Annotated in this window: 14 protein-coding genes, 3 tRNA genes and 1 pseudogene; all 18 read right to left on the bottom strand. The window is 45.2% G+C overall.

Annotation, left to right across the window (positions count from 1 at the left end; translation table 11 throughout):
• Positions 1-350: 350 nt before the first annotated feature.
• Positions 351-689: a hypothetical protein gene (locus LMJ53_RS07125; protein WP_229585435.1), complete on the bottom strand. Its 339-nt coding sequence runs from the start codon at positions 687-689 to the stop codon at positions 351-353.
• Positions 690-1,078: 389 nt separating this feature from the next.
• Positions 1,079-1,510: a DUF1801 domain-containing protein gene (locus LMJ53_RS07120; protein ID WP_229585434.1), complete on the bottom strand. Its 432-nt coding sequence runs from the start codon at positions 1,508-1,510 to the stop codon at positions 1,079-1,081.
• 103 nt (positions 1,511-1,613) lie between these two features.
• Complete coding sequence (locus LMJ53_RS07115) at positions 1,614-1,967, bottom strand: VOC family protein (RefSeq protein WP_229585433.1); 354 nt, start codon at positions 1,965-1,967, stop codon at positions 1,614-1,616.
• A gap of 74 nt (positions 1,968-2,041) precedes the next feature.
• Positions 2,042-2,839: a class D beta-lactamase gene (gene blaOXA, locus LMJ53_RS07110; protein ID WP_420778850.1), complete on the bottom strand. Its 798-nt coding sequence runs from the start codon at positions 2,837-2,839 to the stop codon at positions 2,042-2,044.
• A gap of 122 nt (positions 2,840-2,961) precedes the next feature.
• The gene (locus LMJ53_RS07105; protein WP_229585432.1) at positions 2,962-3,315 is read right to left on the bottom strand and encodes a hypothetical protein; all 354 of its coding nucleotides are present in this window, start codon (positions 3,313-3,315) and stop codon (positions 2,962-2,964) included.
• 82 nt (positions 3,316-3,397) lie between these two features.
• Positions 3,398-3,658 carry a hypothetical protein gene (locus LMJ53_RS07100; protein ID WP_229585431.1) on the bottom strand — a complete coding sequence of 87 codons (261 nt, stop codon included), beginning with the start codon at positions 3,656-3,658 and terminating at the stop codon, positions 3,398-3,400.
• Positions 3,659-3,775: 117 nt separating this feature from the next.
• On the bottom strand, positions 3,776-4,363 hold the full coding sequence (locus LMJ53_RS07095; protein WP_324295595.1) for a super-infection exclusion protein B: 588 nt from the start codon (positions 4,361-4,363) through the stop codon (positions 3,776-3,778).
• A gap of 121 nt (positions 4,364-4,484) precedes the next feature.
• Positions 4,485-5,354, bottom strand: a complete 870-nt coding sequence (locus LMJ53_RS07090; protein ID WP_229585429.1) for a hypothetical protein — start codon at positions 5,352-5,354, stop codon at positions 4,485-4,487.
• Positions 5,355-5,983: 629 nt separating this feature from the next.
• Positions 5,984-6,568: a hypothetical protein gene (locus tag LMJ53_RS07085; protein WP_229585428.1), complete on the bottom strand. Its 585-nt coding sequence runs from the start codon at positions 6,566-6,568 to the stop codon at positions 5,984-5,986.
• Positions 6,569-7,874: 1,306 nt separating this feature from the next.
• Positions 7,875-7,951, bottom strand: a tRNA-Arg gene (locus LMJ53_RS07080).
• 62 nt (positions 7,952-8,013) lie between these two features.
• A tRNA-Arg gene (locus LMJ53_RS07075) sits at positions 8,014-8,090 on the bottom strand.
• Between the two features lie 10 nt (positions 8,091-8,100).
• Positions 8,101-8,190 (bottom strand) — tRNA-Ser (locus LMJ53_RS07070).
• 163 nt (positions 8,191-8,353) lie between these two features.
• On the bottom strand, positions 8,354-8,554 hold the full coding sequence (csrA, locus tag LMJ53_RS07065; RefSeq protein ID WP_226749658.1) for a carbon storage regulator CsrA: 201 nt from the start codon (positions 8,552-8,554) through the stop codon (positions 8,354-8,356).
• A gap of 120 nt (positions 8,555-8,674) precedes the next feature.
• Positions 8,675-11,290, bottom strand: a complete 2,616-nt coding sequence (gene alaS / locus LMJ53_RS07060) for an alanine--tRNA ligase (RefSeq protein WP_420778849.1) — start codon at positions 11,288-11,290, stop codon at positions 8,675-8,677.
• Positions 11,291-11,320: 30 nt separating this feature from the next.
• Complete coding sequence (locus tag LMJ53_RS07055; protein WP_229585426.1) at positions 11,321-11,773, bottom strand: regulatory protein RecX; 453 nt, start codon at positions 11,771-11,773, stop codon at positions 11,321-11,323.
• Positions 11,770-12,513, bottom strand: a complete 744-nt coding sequence (locus LMJ53_RS07050) for a hypothetical protein (RefSeq protein ID WP_229585425.1) — start codon at positions 12,511-12,513, stop codon at positions 11,770-11,772. Before LMJ53_RS07050 ends, LMJ53_RS07055 begins: the two co-directional genes overlap by 4 nt.
• 127 nt (positions 12,514-12,640) lie before the next feature.
• Positions 12,641-16,329, bottom strand: a pseudogene (gene metH, locus LMJ53_RS07045) (methionine synthase).
• On the bottom strand, positions 16,330-17,256 hold the full coding sequence (locus tag LMJ53_RS07040) for a homoserine O-succinyltransferase (RefSeq protein ID WP_229585424.1): 927 nt from the start codon (positions 17,254-17,256) through the stop codon (positions 16,330-16,332).
• Between the last annotated feature and the right edge of the window lie 405 nt (positions 17,257-17,661).

The raw sequence follows: 17,661 nt of genomic DNA, 5'->3' as shown, positions 1-17,661 counted from the left end.
AAAGACTATGGCGTTTCGCTTAGCCCCTTTATCTATTAATATAAATGACTCAAAGTAACCGCAAATTTCATTTGCATCAGACTGTAATTATTAACGTTTTCGCCGTGAGCGAGATACTCTCTTTTGCGTCGCCAAAAGAAAGTATCCAAAGAAAATGCGACCCCACTTCCGCTCGAAAGCCCGGCTGCTCATGCGTTGCCCAAGGCGAAAACGTAACTCGCGCTATGCTTCGTCGCCGCACTCAAACACCCGTTTTCTTAAAACCTTGGCCAACGATGATCAGTCGGCTCGCTCTAAGGGGGAGTTGCAGCAAGCTTCTGGGTCAGAGACAAGCGTCTTGTTAAATGCCGCTATCTTGGGTAAAAGTGAGCTAATGGGCTTAACAGTAAAGCGGTTAACAGTATAAGGCCAAACAATAATGTGAAAGCTGAAACCTTTGATAATAACAACGCGATCCTGTCATCTGATTTTTTGTAAATAGTCGCTAAAGCAACTAATAAACAAATTGATACCACATAAGTAATCAGCGCCATTGAGCTTCCAATTGAAATCCCTTCCCCGTTGCTTCCATAAAACTTATAAAGGCTCCAAAGTGCACTGGTTACACGCTCTGCTACTGCATATAACTGGTAAAAGCCGATCAGTAAGATCAGCAGAGCTAAAGAACGAAAGAGTAATTTCATGGCCATATGTACATTATTTTGCAGGAGAAACCTGTAATAAGATGATAGTAGTTAACTTTTTCGCCGTTGGCGAGATACTTTCTTTTGCGTCGCCAAAAGAAAGTATCCAAAGAAAATGCGACCCCACTTCCGCTCGAAAGCCCGGCTGCTCATGCGTTGCCCAAGGCGAAAACGTAACTCGCGCGGCGCTACCGTCGCCGCACTCAAACACCCGTTTTCTTAAAACCTTGGTCAACGATGATCAGTCGGCTCGCTCTAAGGGGACTAAAATCTGGAGGAAGCTTTTTTTCACAAGCTTCGGGGGCAGATACTAAGATTCTATTCTACAAGAAAAACCTGTAATAAGATGATAGTACTTAACTTTTTCGCTGTTGCCGTTTAGCTTGAGTAAGGGGTTAGGTGTTGTTGTTTTCGTTGTACCGGGCGTTTATCTTCTCGATAGAGTTGATAACTAGCTGCTCCAGCACAGTTGTATCTAGATCAGAAAGGCGCTTGAAGTATAAACAGGATTTGGTCATACGGTGCTGGCCAAGCTTACAGAGCAGTGAGGCATGGGTTGTATCTTCGCAGCTTAAATAGACAACAAGTTCTCGCCCTCTGATAGCGAAGCCGGTTAAACACATTTCTCCCGTTCTGCCACTCTCGTATTTGTACTTGTATGAGCCATAGCCGACGATGCTCGGGCCCCACATCTTCGGTGGTTGCCCTGTAATTTTCTTAAACATCGCCATTAGGGTTTCACAGTCTGTCTTTTGGCTGTCGTTAGCGCGTGTGGATATGTAGTCCGCGACACTGGCGTGAGTTGCCTTTGTCTTAAGTTCAGCCATTTTATCGTTCCTCAGAGAATTTTTTGTAGCGCCTCACGCCCAAATTTAACGCGCTGCGGGTTGGTGTTCGACAGCCAGTGGCAGCAAGTGATGCGTTTTGTTATCAACTGAACTCACGTATTTGAATATGATTACCATCTGAGTCTGCTATGTTACATAGCGTAAATATTGGATTAGACCATACACCTGCAAATGACTGACCGCCTAGCTGCTCGGCTTTCAATTTAGTGGCATTGAGATCATCAACTGCCATAAACAGCTTAATTGAATTGAAATCTGGTGTAGGCATGGTAGTTAGTGGAACATGGATAACGATATTAAAGCCGTCTTTAACCAGACTAACGAGCTCTGACGTTTCCCGCGTCACGTTCATCGAAAACAACTCAGTATAAAATTTAGCAAGCGAATGAATATTATTAGAATATATTAAAGCGCCGTTTTTTGCCGGTCCGTTCATTTCTATTCCTGATTACGCAAATGATGCAATACATTATAACGCTTAAATCAGCCGCCGTTTTAGGGTGGCTGCATTCACTGATTAGGCGGTAGTGCTTCAACGGACAAAAGCACATCTCGAGCGATTGCTTCCCGTTTGTAAAGATCCTGCCATCGATTGGGAGTGTCTATATTAAGTGCAAAAAAAACTGCTCCAGATGGCCATTCTACCCAGCCGACCCACCAGCCGTAACGACCTTCCCATCCTGTCTTTGCTCGTAATATCCAATCCTTTCCAGCCTCAACTATCATAATATCCTTTAAAAGAAGTTGATGCTCTAACTTGAACGGAAGCTCATTGTGATACAGTTTTTTCAAAAACGTTACTTGCTCTGTCGCCGATATGGCGAGCTTTCCATCGACCCAGTATGCCCCACCGGCTGTGCTGGGATCCCTATTTCCATAATCGATTCTTTTTAGATAGCGCTTTGCATTTTTCTCACCCAGCGCCTTCGCAAAACGCTCATACACCCAAAGTGCAGAATGCCGCATAGCAGAACGCAAATTCTGATCCTGATTATGAGGTTCGTAGTCTCTTTTAACGCCATCCCACGGAAACACCTGAAATGCGTCCTTAACTATTCCGGCATCTAACGCAAAAAGGGTATGAGGGATTTTGTAGGTGGATGCGGGTGAGTAACGCTGATTCGCTCGTGCTCTATCATAAACACTGACTTTTTCGGTTGAACCACGACCGTCAACGATAAGAATAGTACCGGTTGCTTGATGCTTATCGAAGAATGATTGCCATTCAGGCTTTTCAGAAATTTTCTCCTGAGTGAAAACGTCAGGACTAAAAATTACGAAAGGTAACAAAAAAATAAAAAATTTAATATTCACTATGCATCCAAGTGAGCCTAACGCCTTAATTAGCAAAAACATGTTGGCTAAATTGCAGCGGCGCGAAACCAAGCCAACGTAAATTTGCGCACTTTAAATAGCAAGTTAGAAATACCCTAAGACCAAGCCGGAGGCCAGCCAAATAGCAATATACTTGCAAAAAACAAAGGGACTGAAATAGCCGTTAAAAAGTAACCATATATCATCGGTGAGCGATAAAGGTCACAAAATTTAATACCGGCGCTTGAATTGGATTCTTTATATAGTTTCTGTATTAAATACTTAGTGGTTGGCCAAGCTTTTACAAGATCACCGTTACTCATAATGGTCGGGCTACCAGCGTGCTGCCATTGTTCAGGATGGTGCTTTTTCAACTTGATTAAAAACGTCCACTGTATAGCACTACCGATAACCAGCATTCCTAAAAAGTAAATTATTGCTAAAGCGGTTGGGTGTGTTATCGATTCCATTTTGTACTCCTCAGCGCCAAATTCAGCGCAGAAAACTTAGCCGCGTTTTAACATCGCAGCTAGCCATAAAGCTGGCTTGTTATTAATGATCTTGTTGCAACTTACTGAATTCACGCTTTATAAAAAACCACATGAATAATCCCCAAAATAACCCACCAATTGGAAACAACACAAGCGCGAGAAATATACTTTCGTTAAAAGGTATGCTGCCTATAAAATGCATGATCGCTGACCAGAGAATGGCTGTTGGCACTCCCCAGCCAAGCACACCGTGTTTTAAAACGTAAGACCATTTACCTTTTTTAACTAAAGCCTTTAGCTTTTCTGATTGGTGTTGGTGCATAAACTTAACCATTCAAAGTTTTAACGCCGTGCTTTGGGGCGCGTAGCTAAGCCGAGCGTCCCAGTGGTCGCAGGCCACGACAACAGCACCTTGTTAGGCGCTGCTTTGATATGTGGATTAATAGCGCCGATTTCTGGCATTTCTTTTTCTCTCTTCTTCTTTTCTTGTGTTTTCTTCATCTCTGGCTATTATTTCTGCTTTGTGGTCAAGCAAATACTGCCAAACGAAGTCGTTGACCACAAAAGGGTAATAGTCTTGATGATGAGTACCGCCGGGTGTGTATATTAAGCCTTTTGAGCCAAGAGTGGACGCGCTTGGACTATGAACATAAGTGGTAAATGTCTGGCTATTTTCTCTTAGACAATCTGCCAAATACTTCAGCTCATCTTTAGATAAATACTCAATTCGACTGAGCACCTTTTGCTTCTGCCTTTCGAACTGTTCATCTTCTTCCGCTTTTCGCATATCTCTTCGTTGCTTTAAGACCGTCTTTTTTCTTTCTGCGGTAAAAAGATCTATTAGAAAAGCAATGATGGCTGTAAATGTAAGTGCACCAGAAACCACACACAACAAGATTGTTGCTGGTTTAGCCAACGAGCCAAAAGCAGAAAGAGCCAGTACTTCTGTTTTGTCTAGGGACAAAAGAATGACGCTGGCTACAAATAGGCCGGATAAGACCTTTGTCGGTAGCTTTAATGCGTTTATCCAATTAGCGTCAAAAATTTCTTCTCTCCTTTGGTGCGCTTATATCGCCTAACGCTCGCCTAAACGTCGAGCAACTTGTTGCGAGTCCAGTAGCCGCAGGCCGCGATGTTTTAGGCTTTTGTTAGGTATGCCTTTCCTTATTTTGATGAAAATAACCTCGAAGCCATGTGTATCTTAATGCCAATTTGGTATTTCTTTTTTCTTTATGTAACTCATACTGCTCGCAAATAAACTTATAAGCCAATTTAAACAAACCTTTACTGCCCGAATTAGTGACGCTTCGAGTAAATTCATTACCCAAATAATCAATCACGTGGAAACCATCTTGATCTATGGCAGTCATGTTAAGACACAGTTGAGCACAGTTACGATTATAAAGGGCTAATTTATCACTAGTATCAGCGGGTGTTTCTATATAGGCATTAAGGTAGTCAATGGTTTTTTCACCAACAACGATCCTAGGGTATTGTGCGACTTGGCTTTCTAGGACATAACTATTGGCAACAACAGCCCCGTATAACTCATTTTCGTGCAGTTCAACACCCCAAGCGGTTTCTATTGCTCCACGAATAGGTTGTTCATTTGCAAGCCCCAAAAAGCAGAGAGTACCTGCTAGCATGAATATTTCCATTACTGCACTCATCGGACACTTATTAAACTCAGTATCAAGTGAGCTGTAATAAACTAAGCCATCAGACCACCGTTGTTGTTTTGCGACAGTCTTTTTCATCTCGTCATATAGCTCTTTTTCTTTTTCGTTTAATTGGTCTCTTATTGAGAATGTATTATTTTTTCCTTGTCTAAAACTTTGAGCTTGCTTTTGCAATCGTTCGATGGCACCAACGGATTGTTTAATGACGTTATGAAAATCACTTTTTTCTTTATCTGTAATTAATTGAGGCATAAGACTTTGCCCAGACAACACATTTTTTTGTCCGAGCAAATCAATAAAACATGCGCAATAGTTTGAAACCTGTAATTTATCTTCCAAAGAATTCTCCACTCAAGGGCATGCCTAACAGCTTATTCGACGAAAAAGTCCGTATTTAAACACGGACTTTTCTGCCTTTGTAACATTCATGTTGCTGACATTACATCGGTTTTAATCTTTTCACAACACGTTATGGGTACAGAAGTTTTTATTATTCGTGATAAATACTGAAACACCCGCCTAACGAAAAGCGATGCTCTTTCGATATGACTTGTCTGTAATGAAAATCCATAATATTTAGTAAATGTCATAAGAAAAGACCACTTTTGGCACAAACAAGCTATTCAGCTAAGCGAATACCGCTTTGGATCTTATCCCCTTAGAGCGAGCCGGCTGATCATCGTTGACCAAGGTTTTAAGAAAACGGGTGTTTGAGTGCGGCGACGGTAGCGCCGCGCGAGTTACGTTTTCGCCTTGGACAACGCATGAGCAGTTGGGCTTTCGAGCGGAAGTGGGGTCGCATTTTCTTTGGATACTTTCTTTTGGCGACGCAAAAGAAAGTATCTCGCCAGCGGCGAAAACGTTAAGGGTCTTGGTATCGGTATCTGAACCAGAAGCTACGCAGCGAGGTCCAGCCCTATGCAGCTTTTTGCATTGGCCGATTGTGCTTGGCCTTGTTAGGCTGAACGCTACCCTTGCCCTTTGTTCATAATTTTATCCATTGTTTTTACTAAGCTTTCAAATCTTTGTGTCTCTGATAGAAAACTATGCAAATATCCAAGAGAGCCCATTATGGAAGCCATGCATAAAGCGGCCTCTTCTGACAAACCGTCTATGACTCTGGTTTTTGGATCAAATTCTTGATCATAGATAGACGCTAACGATTTAACCGCTTTTTCTCTTCTACCTGGATCTAGTGAATGTGATAGCGCATTTCTTAGCACATTAATCTTTTTAATAAGATTCCACATATTATTATTGTTATCGCCAACAGAAATGGCTTTACATAACTCAAGCTTTTGGTGAAATTGGAGTTTGGCATCTTCTATATACTCACCGTGCAAAACGAAAGCCTCAAGCGCTTGATTCATTAAATCTTCAACTACAAGATGTCCCTTAAGAAGTATCTGAGCAGAATCATCTACATACTTAACTTCTTCGGAAAATTTATTCTGGATATCTTCTAGTGTTATCGTCATACGATTTGCCTTACTACTTATTCGACGAAAAATTCCATATTTAAAAACGGACTTTTCTGCTTTTGTAACATTCATGTTACTGACCTTACATCGATTTTGACCTTTTAACAACGAGTAATGGGTACAGAAGTTTTTATTATCGTGATAAATACTGAAACACCCGCCTAACGAAGCGCGATGCTTTTTCGATATGGCTTGACTGTAATGACAACCAATAATATTTAGTAAATGTCTTAGGAAGAAGACCACTTTTGGCACAAACAAGCTATTCAGCTAAGCGCATACCGCTCTGGCTTTTATGCCCCTTGGAGCGAGCCGACTGATCATCGTTGACCAAGGTTTTAAGAAAACGGGTGTTTGAGTGCGGCGACGAAGCATAGCGCGAGTTACGTTTTCGCCTTGGACAACGCATGAGCAGCCGGGCTTTCGAGCGGAAGTGGGGTCGCATTTTCTTTGGATACTTTCTTTTGGCGACGCAAAAGAAAGTATCTCGCCAACGGCGAAAACGTTTAGCTAATTAACAATATAGGCCTTGAGAGCTCGGTATATGATCCCAAAGCTACAACTAAGCGAATACCGCTCTGGATTTTCCTCCCCTTAGAGCGAGCCGACTGATCATCGTTGACCAAGGTTTTAAGAAAACGGGTGTTTGAGTGCGGCGACGCTAGCGCCGCGAGAGTTACGTTTTCGCCTTGGACAACGCATGAGCAGTTGGGCTTTCGAGCGGAAGTGGGGCATTTTCTTTGGATACTTTCTTTTGGCGACGCAAAAGAAAGTATCTCACCGCAAGGTGAATGACTGACTAGCCACTTAGACTAAGCTACTGAAATTATAACCAAAACAATTTTAGGTAAAAGACGGCATTTGCAGCTAAGTGAATAGAACTCTGGATTTTAGTCCCCTTAGAGCGAGCCGACTGAACATCGTTGGCCAAGGTTTTAAGAAAACGGGTGTTTGAGTGCGGCGACGGTAGCGCCGCGCGAGTTACGTTTTCGCCTTGGACTACGAATGGTCAGTTGGGCTTTCGAGCGGAAGTGGGGTCGCATTTTCTTTGGATACTTTCTTTTGGCGACGCAAAAGAAAGTATCTCACCGCAAGGTGAAATGCTGACTTGCCGCCTGCGTCAGTTTTCATCACGTTAAAAATGAAAAAAACCGCTAAGGCGTTAGCCGTAGCGGGTTCTTCGTATATGGTGGACGCAGGAGGATAACAGGCGGCTATCCTGCCGCCTGCCCTGCGGGTCGCACTAAAGTGCGCACCAACTTATTCCCGATAAGTTGGTCGAACCTAACGGAGCTTCTCACCCGCCTGCGTCAGTTTAATTTAGGCTTAAATGTAAAAAACCCGCTTAGTGTTGCCACTAGGCGGGTTTCTTCGTATATGGTGGACGCAGGAGGATTCGAACCTCCGACCGCTCGGTTCGTAGCCGAGTACTCTATCCAGCTGAGCTATGCGTCCAGGGTGAAGCGTTTGTCTACACAATGATTAAAGTACTGTGTAAGGTACTGCCCAATTTAAGATGGTGGACGCAGGAGGATTCGAACCTCCGACCGCTCGGTTCGTAGCCGAGTACTCTATCCAGCTGAGCTATGCGTCCATCTTAAAAATGGCGGAGAAAGAGGGATTCGAACCCTCGATAGAGTTTCCCCTATACACCCTTAGCAGGGGTGCGCCTTCAGCCACTCGGCCATTTCTCCACTCTGTGTTGCGGCGTGTATATTAATGTCTCAGGAAAATATGTCAAACAATTTTTGGAGCAGATCAGTGTGTTTGCCGACCTTTTAAACAATTTGCTGGTTATTTAAGTCATCTTACAAGACAGAGTAAATAACCGGCTCTCGTTTAGGGTGTTTTGTACGCTTACTCAGTCTCGCTAAAATTGCCACCGTTGGTGTCTTTTTCAGCTTGAATACGCATATAAATTTCTTCACGGTGTACAGAAATATCTTTTGGTGCATTAACACCAATCCGTACTTGATTACCTTTAACGCCTAATACAGTTACGGTAACTTCATCACCGATCATTAGGGTCTCGCCTACACGACGTGTCAGTATTAGCATTCTTTTGCTCCTTTGCCTGTCTATAGCAGTATTTGTTACTACTGCTTACTTTGCCGGTATGATAACCCAGCATTGTTCCTTTTAAAACGCTTCAATCAGCTTCATTATAGCTAAGCGGCATTAAAGCCGCTCTTTTATATACGAAAAAGCTAATTCTAAAACTTTTGGTAAGTTTTCAACGTCAGTTGCGCCCGCTTGTGCCATATCTGGCCGGCCACCCCCTTTGCCACCTAATTGGTTAGCAGCCCATGCGACTAACTGCCCAGCATGCACTTTGGCGGTTAAATCCGCACTGACCCCAGCAATTAAACTCACTTTACCCTCTTGCGAACTGGCTAATAAAATCACGGTCGAGCCGAGTTTATTTTTCAATTCGTCTAACAAGGTACGCAACGCTTTGCCATCTGTATCAGGTAATTGTTGAATAAGTACTTGTACACCGTTTAATTGCTGCACGTTATCGGTTAACGATGCGCCAGCATAACTGGCCAGTTTACCCTTTAACTGCTCAATTTCTTTCTCAAGCGACTTAGCGCGGTCTAAGCTTTGCTGCACCCGCTCGGTTAAACTAAAAGTATCACCTTTTAGTAAAGCCGCCGCTTGCTGTGCTTGCGCTTCTAATTGCTGAATGTAGCTAATGGCCGCTGCGGCGCAAACCGCTTCAATACGCCGAACTCCCGAAGCAATACCGCCTTCACTGACAATTTTGAAGACACCAATATCACCCGTTCTGTTGACATGGGTACCACCACAAAGTTCGATAGAAAAATCACCCATGCTTAACACACGGACTTCTTCATCATACTTTTCACCGAATAACGCCATCGCGCCGGCGGTTTTCGCATCATCAATCGACATAATGCGCGTTTGTAAGGCTACGTTTAATTGGATCTGCTGATTGACCAGCTGTTCAATCTGCTGCAACTCGGCGGCTTTCACCCCTTCAAAGTGTGAGAAGTCAAAGCGTAAGCGCTCTGGCCCCACTAAGGAGCCTTTTTGCGTGACATGCTCACCGAGCACTTGGCGTAACGCTGCATGTAATAAGTGCGTTGCTGAGTGATTTTTGCGGATCGCATCGCGCCGCGCGGCATCAATGTTGGCATCTAAACGCATACCCACTTGCAGCGCCTGCTCGGCTTTACCTTGGTGGGCGAAGGCTTTACCGATTTTAACGGTATCTTGTACCGAAAAAAGCACACCTGTACTGTTATTTAACGTACCGGTGTCACCCACTTGGCCGCCCGACTCCGCATAAAAAGGGCTGCTATCTAAAATCACTAAACCGCTATCACCCGCGGCTAATTGCGGCACGCTTTGGCCATCTTTTAAAATTTCAACGACCACTGCACTGCCCGCTTCTGCGGTGTAACCGGTAAATTCAGTCTGCTGGTTGGAGCTCACTTGTTGATTGTAGTCCACACCGAAGTTGCTGGCTTGCTGTGCACGTTTACGTTGCTCGGCCATTGCGCTATCAAAGCCCGCTTGGTCAATCGTTAAGTTACGCTCACGTGCTACATCGTTGGTTAAATCGACGGGGAAACCATAGGTATCATATAACTTAAACACCAGTGTACCGGGAATTTCGCTGCTGCTTAACGCCGCCAATTCGTCGTCTAAGATCTGTAAACCACGCTCTAGGGTTTTACCAAACTGCTCTTCTTCTAAGCGTAACGCTTTTTCGATGATGGCTTGTTTTGTTAGCAACTCGGGGTAAGCTTCACCCATCTGCGCCGCTAATGCGGCCACTAATTTGTAGAAAAACGCGCCTTTCGCACCTAATTTATTACCATGGCGCACCGCACGACGAATAATCCGGCGTAGCACATAACCGCGGCCTTCGTTCGATGGCATCACGCCATCAATAATTAAGAACGCACAACTACGAATGTGGTCGGCAATCACCCGCAACGACTTATCCGATAAATCGCTCGCGCCAGTAACCGCTGCAGCCGCGTTAATTAACGAGACAAAGGTATCCGTTTCATAGTTGCTGTGAACGTGTTGCAAAATAGCGGAGATACGTTCTAAGCCCATACCGGTGTCTACACTGGGTTTTGGCAGTGGCTGCATTTCACCGCTGACTAAGCGGTTAAACTGCATAAAAACGATATTCCAAATTTCAATAAAACGATCGCCATCTTCTTCTGGTGAGCCTGGTGGGCCACCCCAAATATCTTCGCCGTGATCGTAGAAAATTTCAGTACAAGGACCGCATGGGCCAGTATCACCCATTGCCCAGAAGTTATCTGAAGCGTATGGCGCGCCTTTGTTATCACCAATGCGGATAATCCGATCAGCAGGCACACCAATATCGTTAAGCCACAGATCATAGGCTTCATCATCGGTTGCATAAATGGTGACTAATAATTTGCTCTTCGGCAGTTGCACCACTTCGGTTAAAAACTCCCAAGCATATCGAATGGCGTCTTGCTTGAAGTAATCACCAAAACTGAAATTACCGAGCATTTCAAAAAAGGTATGATGACGTGCGGTATAACCGACGTTTTCTAAATCGTTGTGCTTACCCCCCGCCCTGACACAGCGCTGAGACGAAACCGCGCGCGTGTAGTTACGTTGGTCTTGGCCTAAGAATACATCTTTAAACTGAACCATACCCGCATTGGTAAATAACAAGGTGGCATCGTTACCTGGGATCAAGGAACTACTCGACACAATGCTGTGGCCTTTGCTGGCAAAGAAATCTAAAAAGGCTTGCCGTACTGCGGCAGATGTCATACTCATGAAAAATCCTGTTCAGTTGTTCGGTTAATCATTCTGGTCAAAGACCGCCCGGATTTGCTCGCTACTAAAGCCGCGACGCTGCAAAAAAGCCATACGTTTTGCTTTGTCTTTATAATCAACAATGGCTTTTTCACCAAATTTCTTTTGATAGGCTTGGCGGGCGAGATCCCACCAGTCTATTTCTTCTGCGGCAATCGCCGTAGCGAGTTGCTGCTCGGTCAATTTGTGTTGACGACACTCTTGCAAAATATAGCGGTAACCATAGCCTTGGCGGCAGCGGTTACGCAATATCATTAATAAAAAACGATCTTCATTCAGGTAGTTTTCACTACTGCACCAATCGAGCACTACCGCTAATTCTTCGGCTGTGGCGCCCTTTTGCTGTAATTTAACAGAAAGCGCGGCCCGACTGTAATCTCGCCGACTTAAATAATTCAGTGCCGCTTGGCGTAATTCCCGCTGTCTATCTGCCGTCACACTTCTAATACGCCATCTTGTTGTGATTTAACTTGCAGCGCAAACAGCTCATTAAATGACAAGAAAAAAGCAATATGTAACACCGGCATCACCACAATTAAGCCTAGGAAAAAGGTCGGAACCGTTAAGATAATCAGTAGCAAACTTAATAAACCAAAACTCACTAGGGCCGGAATGTTACGCCAGCAAGCGATAAAACTGGCTTGTAATATGGTAAAAATGCGCTGTTCTTTTAAAAAATAAGCAATCGCCACGGCATAAGCAAACAGCATAGCGGTGATCAGGGTGGCAATTAATAACAAGAGTAAAGACCAGCTATAGCCCGCAGCGCCATCAGGGGATTCTTGTGCTAATTGCATGGTGGCAAATACATCAACGCGAAATTGCGCTAACGGAATAGAAATTAAGAAGTTAAGCGCGGCAATCACTAATAAAATGCGCCGAGTGGCGGGTTCTTTAAAGGGTTGGAATAACCAGTCGATACTGATTTTTTGTTGTTGCTGCACACCTAACACCGCGCGGTAAAAACCGGCTGTAATAAAGGGGCTGGCTAACACCGCAATAATCAGGGTGATCTCGTGCAAACTTGCCAATACGCTTAACGCGAGGGTCAGTAAAATCATCTGCACAAAAACGATGGGATATTGCTTAAAAATGCCCCAGGCGTTTTTTAACCACGCTATCGAGGCAGCTGCGCTGACTCTGCGGATAATTAACTTTATTTGAAACGGCTTTTCCACAGGCTCTCCAAAACAACACCGCTACACCAACACAGGTGTAGCGGGAGTATGATACTGCAAAAGCCGATTAATTAAGAGACTGAATACCGGAAAAACTTCAGCTTAGCTTGCCAGATTAGCCTAAAGTTTAACGGATATTCGGGCCTAACCACATTTCTGCCGTTGCAAGGTCCCAGTCTTTGCGCTGCGCATAATCCGCTACCTGTTCGGCATCAATTTTACTCACCGCAAAATATTTACTTTCCGGGTGCGCAAAGTACCAACCACTCACCGCCGCCCCAGGCCACATGGCATAGCTTTCCGTTAATTTCATGCCGATTTGCGCTTCCACATCCAGCAACTGAAACAGCGTGCCTTTTTCGGTGTGCTCTGGGCAGGCCGGATAACCGGGTGCGGGTCGGATCCCTTGGTATAATTCACGAATTAACTGTTCATTATCCAAAGTTTCATCGGCAGCATAGCCCCAATACTGGCGGCGTACTTGCATATGTAAATACTCGGCTAAGGCTTCTGCCAGTCGATCGGCCAAGGCTTTGGCCATGATGCTGTTGTAATCGTCATGCACTTTGACAAATTCAGCAGCAAACTCATCGGCACCAAAACCTGAGGTAACCGCAAAGGCGCCAACATAATCGGCAATACCAGAGCCAACCGGAGCAATAAAGTCACTTAAACAGCAGTTTGGGGCATTGTTACGCAGGGCTAATTGCTGCCGCAAACCGTGTAAACGGCAGCGCTCAGTTTGCCGACTGTCGTCGGTATAAATAATAATGTCGTCGCCGTCACTATTGGCCGGAAAAAAACCAAAGGCGGCTTTGCCAGCAATGCGTTTTTGCTGGATCATCTGATCCATCAAGGCATTGGCGTCTTGATACACTTTACGTGCTTCTAAGCCCACTTCGGGGTGATTTAAAATTGCCGGAAACTTGCCCGACAATTGCCACGTTAGAAAAAACGGTGTCCAATCAATATAGTCGCGTAATTGTTGTAAATCGACATCTTGCCAATAATGCACACCGGGCTGCGCAGGGGCCGGTGCCACTTTGGCTAAATCGAGTTGAAACTTGTTGTCGCGTGCCGCGCTTAAACTGAGCATTTTCTCGCCCGGGCGACTACGCAGATGCTGCTCCACCGCGATACGATATTCTTCGGTTACACGCGCTAAATAAGGCGGTTTGGCGTCTGCACTGATTAAGGATTGCACCACCGATACGCTACGAGAAGCATTCGGTACATACACCACGCCATGCTGGTAATGCGGTGCAATCTTCACTGCGGTATGCGCTTTAGAGGTGGTAGCGCCACCAATTAATAACGGAATAGTAAAACCTAAACGCGTCATTTCTTTAGCCACATACACCATCTCATCTAGCGAGGGGGTGATCAGGCCCGACAAACCAATCACATCGACATTACGTTCTTTGGCAACCCGTAAAATCTCTGCGCACGAGACCATCACGCCTAAATCAATCACTTCAAAGTTATTACATTGCAACACCACGCCCACAATGTTTTTGCCAATATCGTGCACATCGCCTTTTACCGTGGCTAACAAAATTTTACCTTGCGCTTGGCCACCCGCTTTGTCTTGTTCAATATATGGCTGCAAGTAGGCCACGGCTTTTTTCATAACCCGCGCCGATTTAACCACTTGGGGTAAAAACATCTTACCTTCACCGAACAAGTCACCCACCACGTTCATGCCGTCCATTAACGGCCCTTCAATCACGTGTAAGGGCTTTTCTGCTTGTTGCCGTGCTTCTTCAGTATCTAATTCAATAAAATCGGTAATGCCTTTAACTAGCGCGTGCTCTAAGCGTTTGCCCACTGGCAAGCTGCGCCAAGCATCATCGACTTTTTCAGCCACACTGCCATCGCCTTTAAACTGGGCTGCGACTTCCAATAAACGTTCGGTACCATCGTCGCGTCGATTTAAAATGACATCCTCTACCCGCTCGCGCAGCAATAACGGAATATCATCATACACCGTTAACTGACCCGCATTGACGATACCCATATCCATACCTGCGGCAACCGCATGGTATAAAAATACCGAGTGAATAGCTTCGCGCACGGCGTCATTGCCACGAAACGAGAACGACACATTCGACACACCGCCAGAGATTTTAGCGTAAGGGCATAACCGTTTAATTTCACGCGTGGCTTCAATAAAGTCGACCGCGTAATTATTGTGCTCTTCAATACCGGTGGCGACCGCAAAAATATTCGGGTCAAAAATAATGTCTTCGGGTGGGAAGCCAACCTGCTCGGTCAAAATGTTATAAGCCCGTTGGCAAATTTCAACTTTGCGCTGCTGCGTATCCGCTTGGCCTTTTTCATCAAACGCCATCACTACCACGGCCGCACCGTAACGTCGCAATAAGCGTGCTTGCTGTAAGAAGGGCTGCTCACCTTCTTTTAATGAAATAGAGTTAACAACGGCTTTGCCTTGAATGCACTTTAAGGCCGCTTCGATCACTTCCCATTTAGACGAGTCAACCATGATCGGCACCCGAGAAATATCGGGTTCAGAAGCGAGCAAGGTTAAATAACGCACCATGGCGGCTTTGCTATCGAGCATCGCCTCGTCCATATTGATATCGATAATTTGCGCGCCATTTTCAACTTGCTGCCGTGCCACATCGAGCGCGGCTTCGTAATCGCCTTTTAAAATCAGTTTTTTAAAGCGTGCCGAACCGGTTACGTTGGTGCGCTCGCCAATATTGATAAATCGTGCTTGCTGTCGCATTACCACTCCACCGAAAAAGCTTCTAACCCAGCCAAATGAAAACTATGGTCGGGTGTTTTAGGTTGACGGGCTGGCAAACCCTGTACCGCTTGGCTGATTGCAGCGATATGTTCCGGCGTCGTGCCACAGCAACCGCCAACAATATTTAAGAAACCTTGCTGCGCCCAATCGGCAATTTCTGCCGCCATCTCGGTTGCGCCTAAATCATATTCGCCAAATTCATTGGGTAAACCGGCATTCGGGTGTACCGAGACAAAAGCCGAGGAAATACCAGACAGGGTTTCGACATAGGGCCGCAGTAAATCTGGGCCTAAGGCGCAGTTTAAACCAAAGCACACCGGCTCAACATGGGCTAACGAATGATAAAACGCTTCGGTAGTTTGCCCTGACAAGGTGCGCCCCGAGGCGTCAGTAATGGTACCGGAGATCATCACCGGTAAACTATAACCGAGCTCGTCAAACACCTGTAATACAGCAAAAGCCGCCGCTTTAGCATTTAAGGTATCGAAAATGGTTTCAAGCATAATGATATCGGCACCGCCATCAACCAATGCCAGCGTGGCTTCCATGTAGGCGGTGACCAACTCATCAAAGCTAACATTACGATAGCCTGGATCATTGACATCAGGTGAAATTGACGCTGTACGGTTAGTGGGCCCTAACACACCGGCGACATAACGCGGTTTATGCGGTTCAGTTGCTAAAAATTCGTCACACACTTGGCGTGCTAAGGCTGCTGCTTCGCGATTAATCCGCGCGGCTAAGTGCGACATGTGATAATCGGCCATCGCGATGGTGGTGGCATTAAAGGTATTCGTTTCAATAATGTCAGCGCCCGCTTGCAAATATTGCCGATGAATATCGGCAATCAATGCCGGTTGCGTTAGCACGAGTAAATCATTGTTACCTTTTAAATCAGAGGCCCAATCGGCAAATTCGCTGCCACGATAGTCGGCTTCATCCAAAGTGCGCTGCTGGATCATGGTGCCCATGGCGCCATCCAGAATGAAAATGCGTTGCTGTAGCTGCGCTCGTAGGGCAGCGGGTGTCAATTTGCTTCGATTCATTTAACTGTTCTGCCCAATTTGGTTAATATCAAAAGGCGTGGCTTGGTAAACATAGTAGTTTAACCAGTTACTGAATAATAAAAAGGCATGCGCCTGCCATAGCTTCTGCGGCCCTTGTAACGGGTCGTTATTACGATAGTAATTCTCGGGTAATAAGGCACTGACGCCCGCAGCTAGGTCGCGTTTATACTCTTCATCCAGGGTAGTAAGATCATATTCTGGATGGCCTGTAACAAAGATCCGGTTACCCCGACTGTTCTGTAACAAGTAAGCCCCAGTGGCATCGGCTTCAGCCAAAATATGTAAGTCGGCATGCTGCTGATACTTTTGGATTGGCACTTGCGCATAGCGTGAATGCGGCACTAAAAATTGATCGTCAAAGCCACGCACTAAAGGGCTTAAAGGCTGCTTCACGTCTTGCCAATACACCCCTGATAACTTCTCACCGCGGATCTCACGTTGTAAGCCATAATAATGATACAAGGCCGCATGCGCTGCCCAACACAAAAATAAGGTGGAGGTCACATGGGTATCGGCCCAACGTAAAATCTCGCCAAACTGCTGCCAATAGGTAACATCTTCATAGTTAACAAGGCCTAAAGGCGCCCCGGTAATAATTAAACCATCGTAGTTTTGATCTTGCACATCAGAGAAATAACGATAAAAACAATTGAGATGGCTTTCCGAGGTGTGTTTACTCACATGATCATCAATGCGCAATAACTCGATATCTAATTGTAGCGGGCTATTGGCCAATAAACGCAATAATTGGATTTCGGTAACGATTTTATTCGGCATCAAATTCAGGATGGCGATCCGTAATGGCCGAATGTCCTGCGAAGCAGCGCGGCTTTCTGTCATCACAAAGACGTTTTCTGCTGATAAAGCCTCTACCGCTGGCAACTGATCAATGACTTTTACTGGCATAAGCTACTCCGCTCACAGATTAATGGCTTACTGTGCTGAAAAAACACCACAATGTCAACTTCTATACGTTTAGATGGCTAAATATGCGACGATTCGTTGCTGTGCGTGCTAAGGTTGGGTTACAAGTCACTCAAACACCCGTTTTCTTAAAACCTTGGCCAACGATGATCAGTCGGCTCGCTTCAAAGGGGGAGTTAATATTCTTAGCGGTATTCGCTTGACTGAACAGCTTGCTGACGATGACGGTTTTTAATGTTTAGTTTCTGACCGTGAAGGAGCGGGTTGAAGCTTGGCAAGTTAACAGCGAAGTAAACTTTGGCTGGAGACGTCTTTTTCATGGATGAAAAAGAGGAGCGTACAGGGAGGTATTTACCGCGTGCTCCAGCCGAAGCTTTACGCAGCGTT

Origin of the sequence: Rheinheimera sp. UJ51 (assembly GCF_020819615.1) — a bacterium.
Taxonomy (GTDB): Bacteria; Pseudomonadota; Gammaproteobacteria; order Enterobacterales; family Alteromonadaceae; genus Alishewanella; species Alishewanella maricola.
Note: the sequence above shows the minus strand (reverse complement) of the source record. Positions and strands in the feature narration are given on the sequence as shown.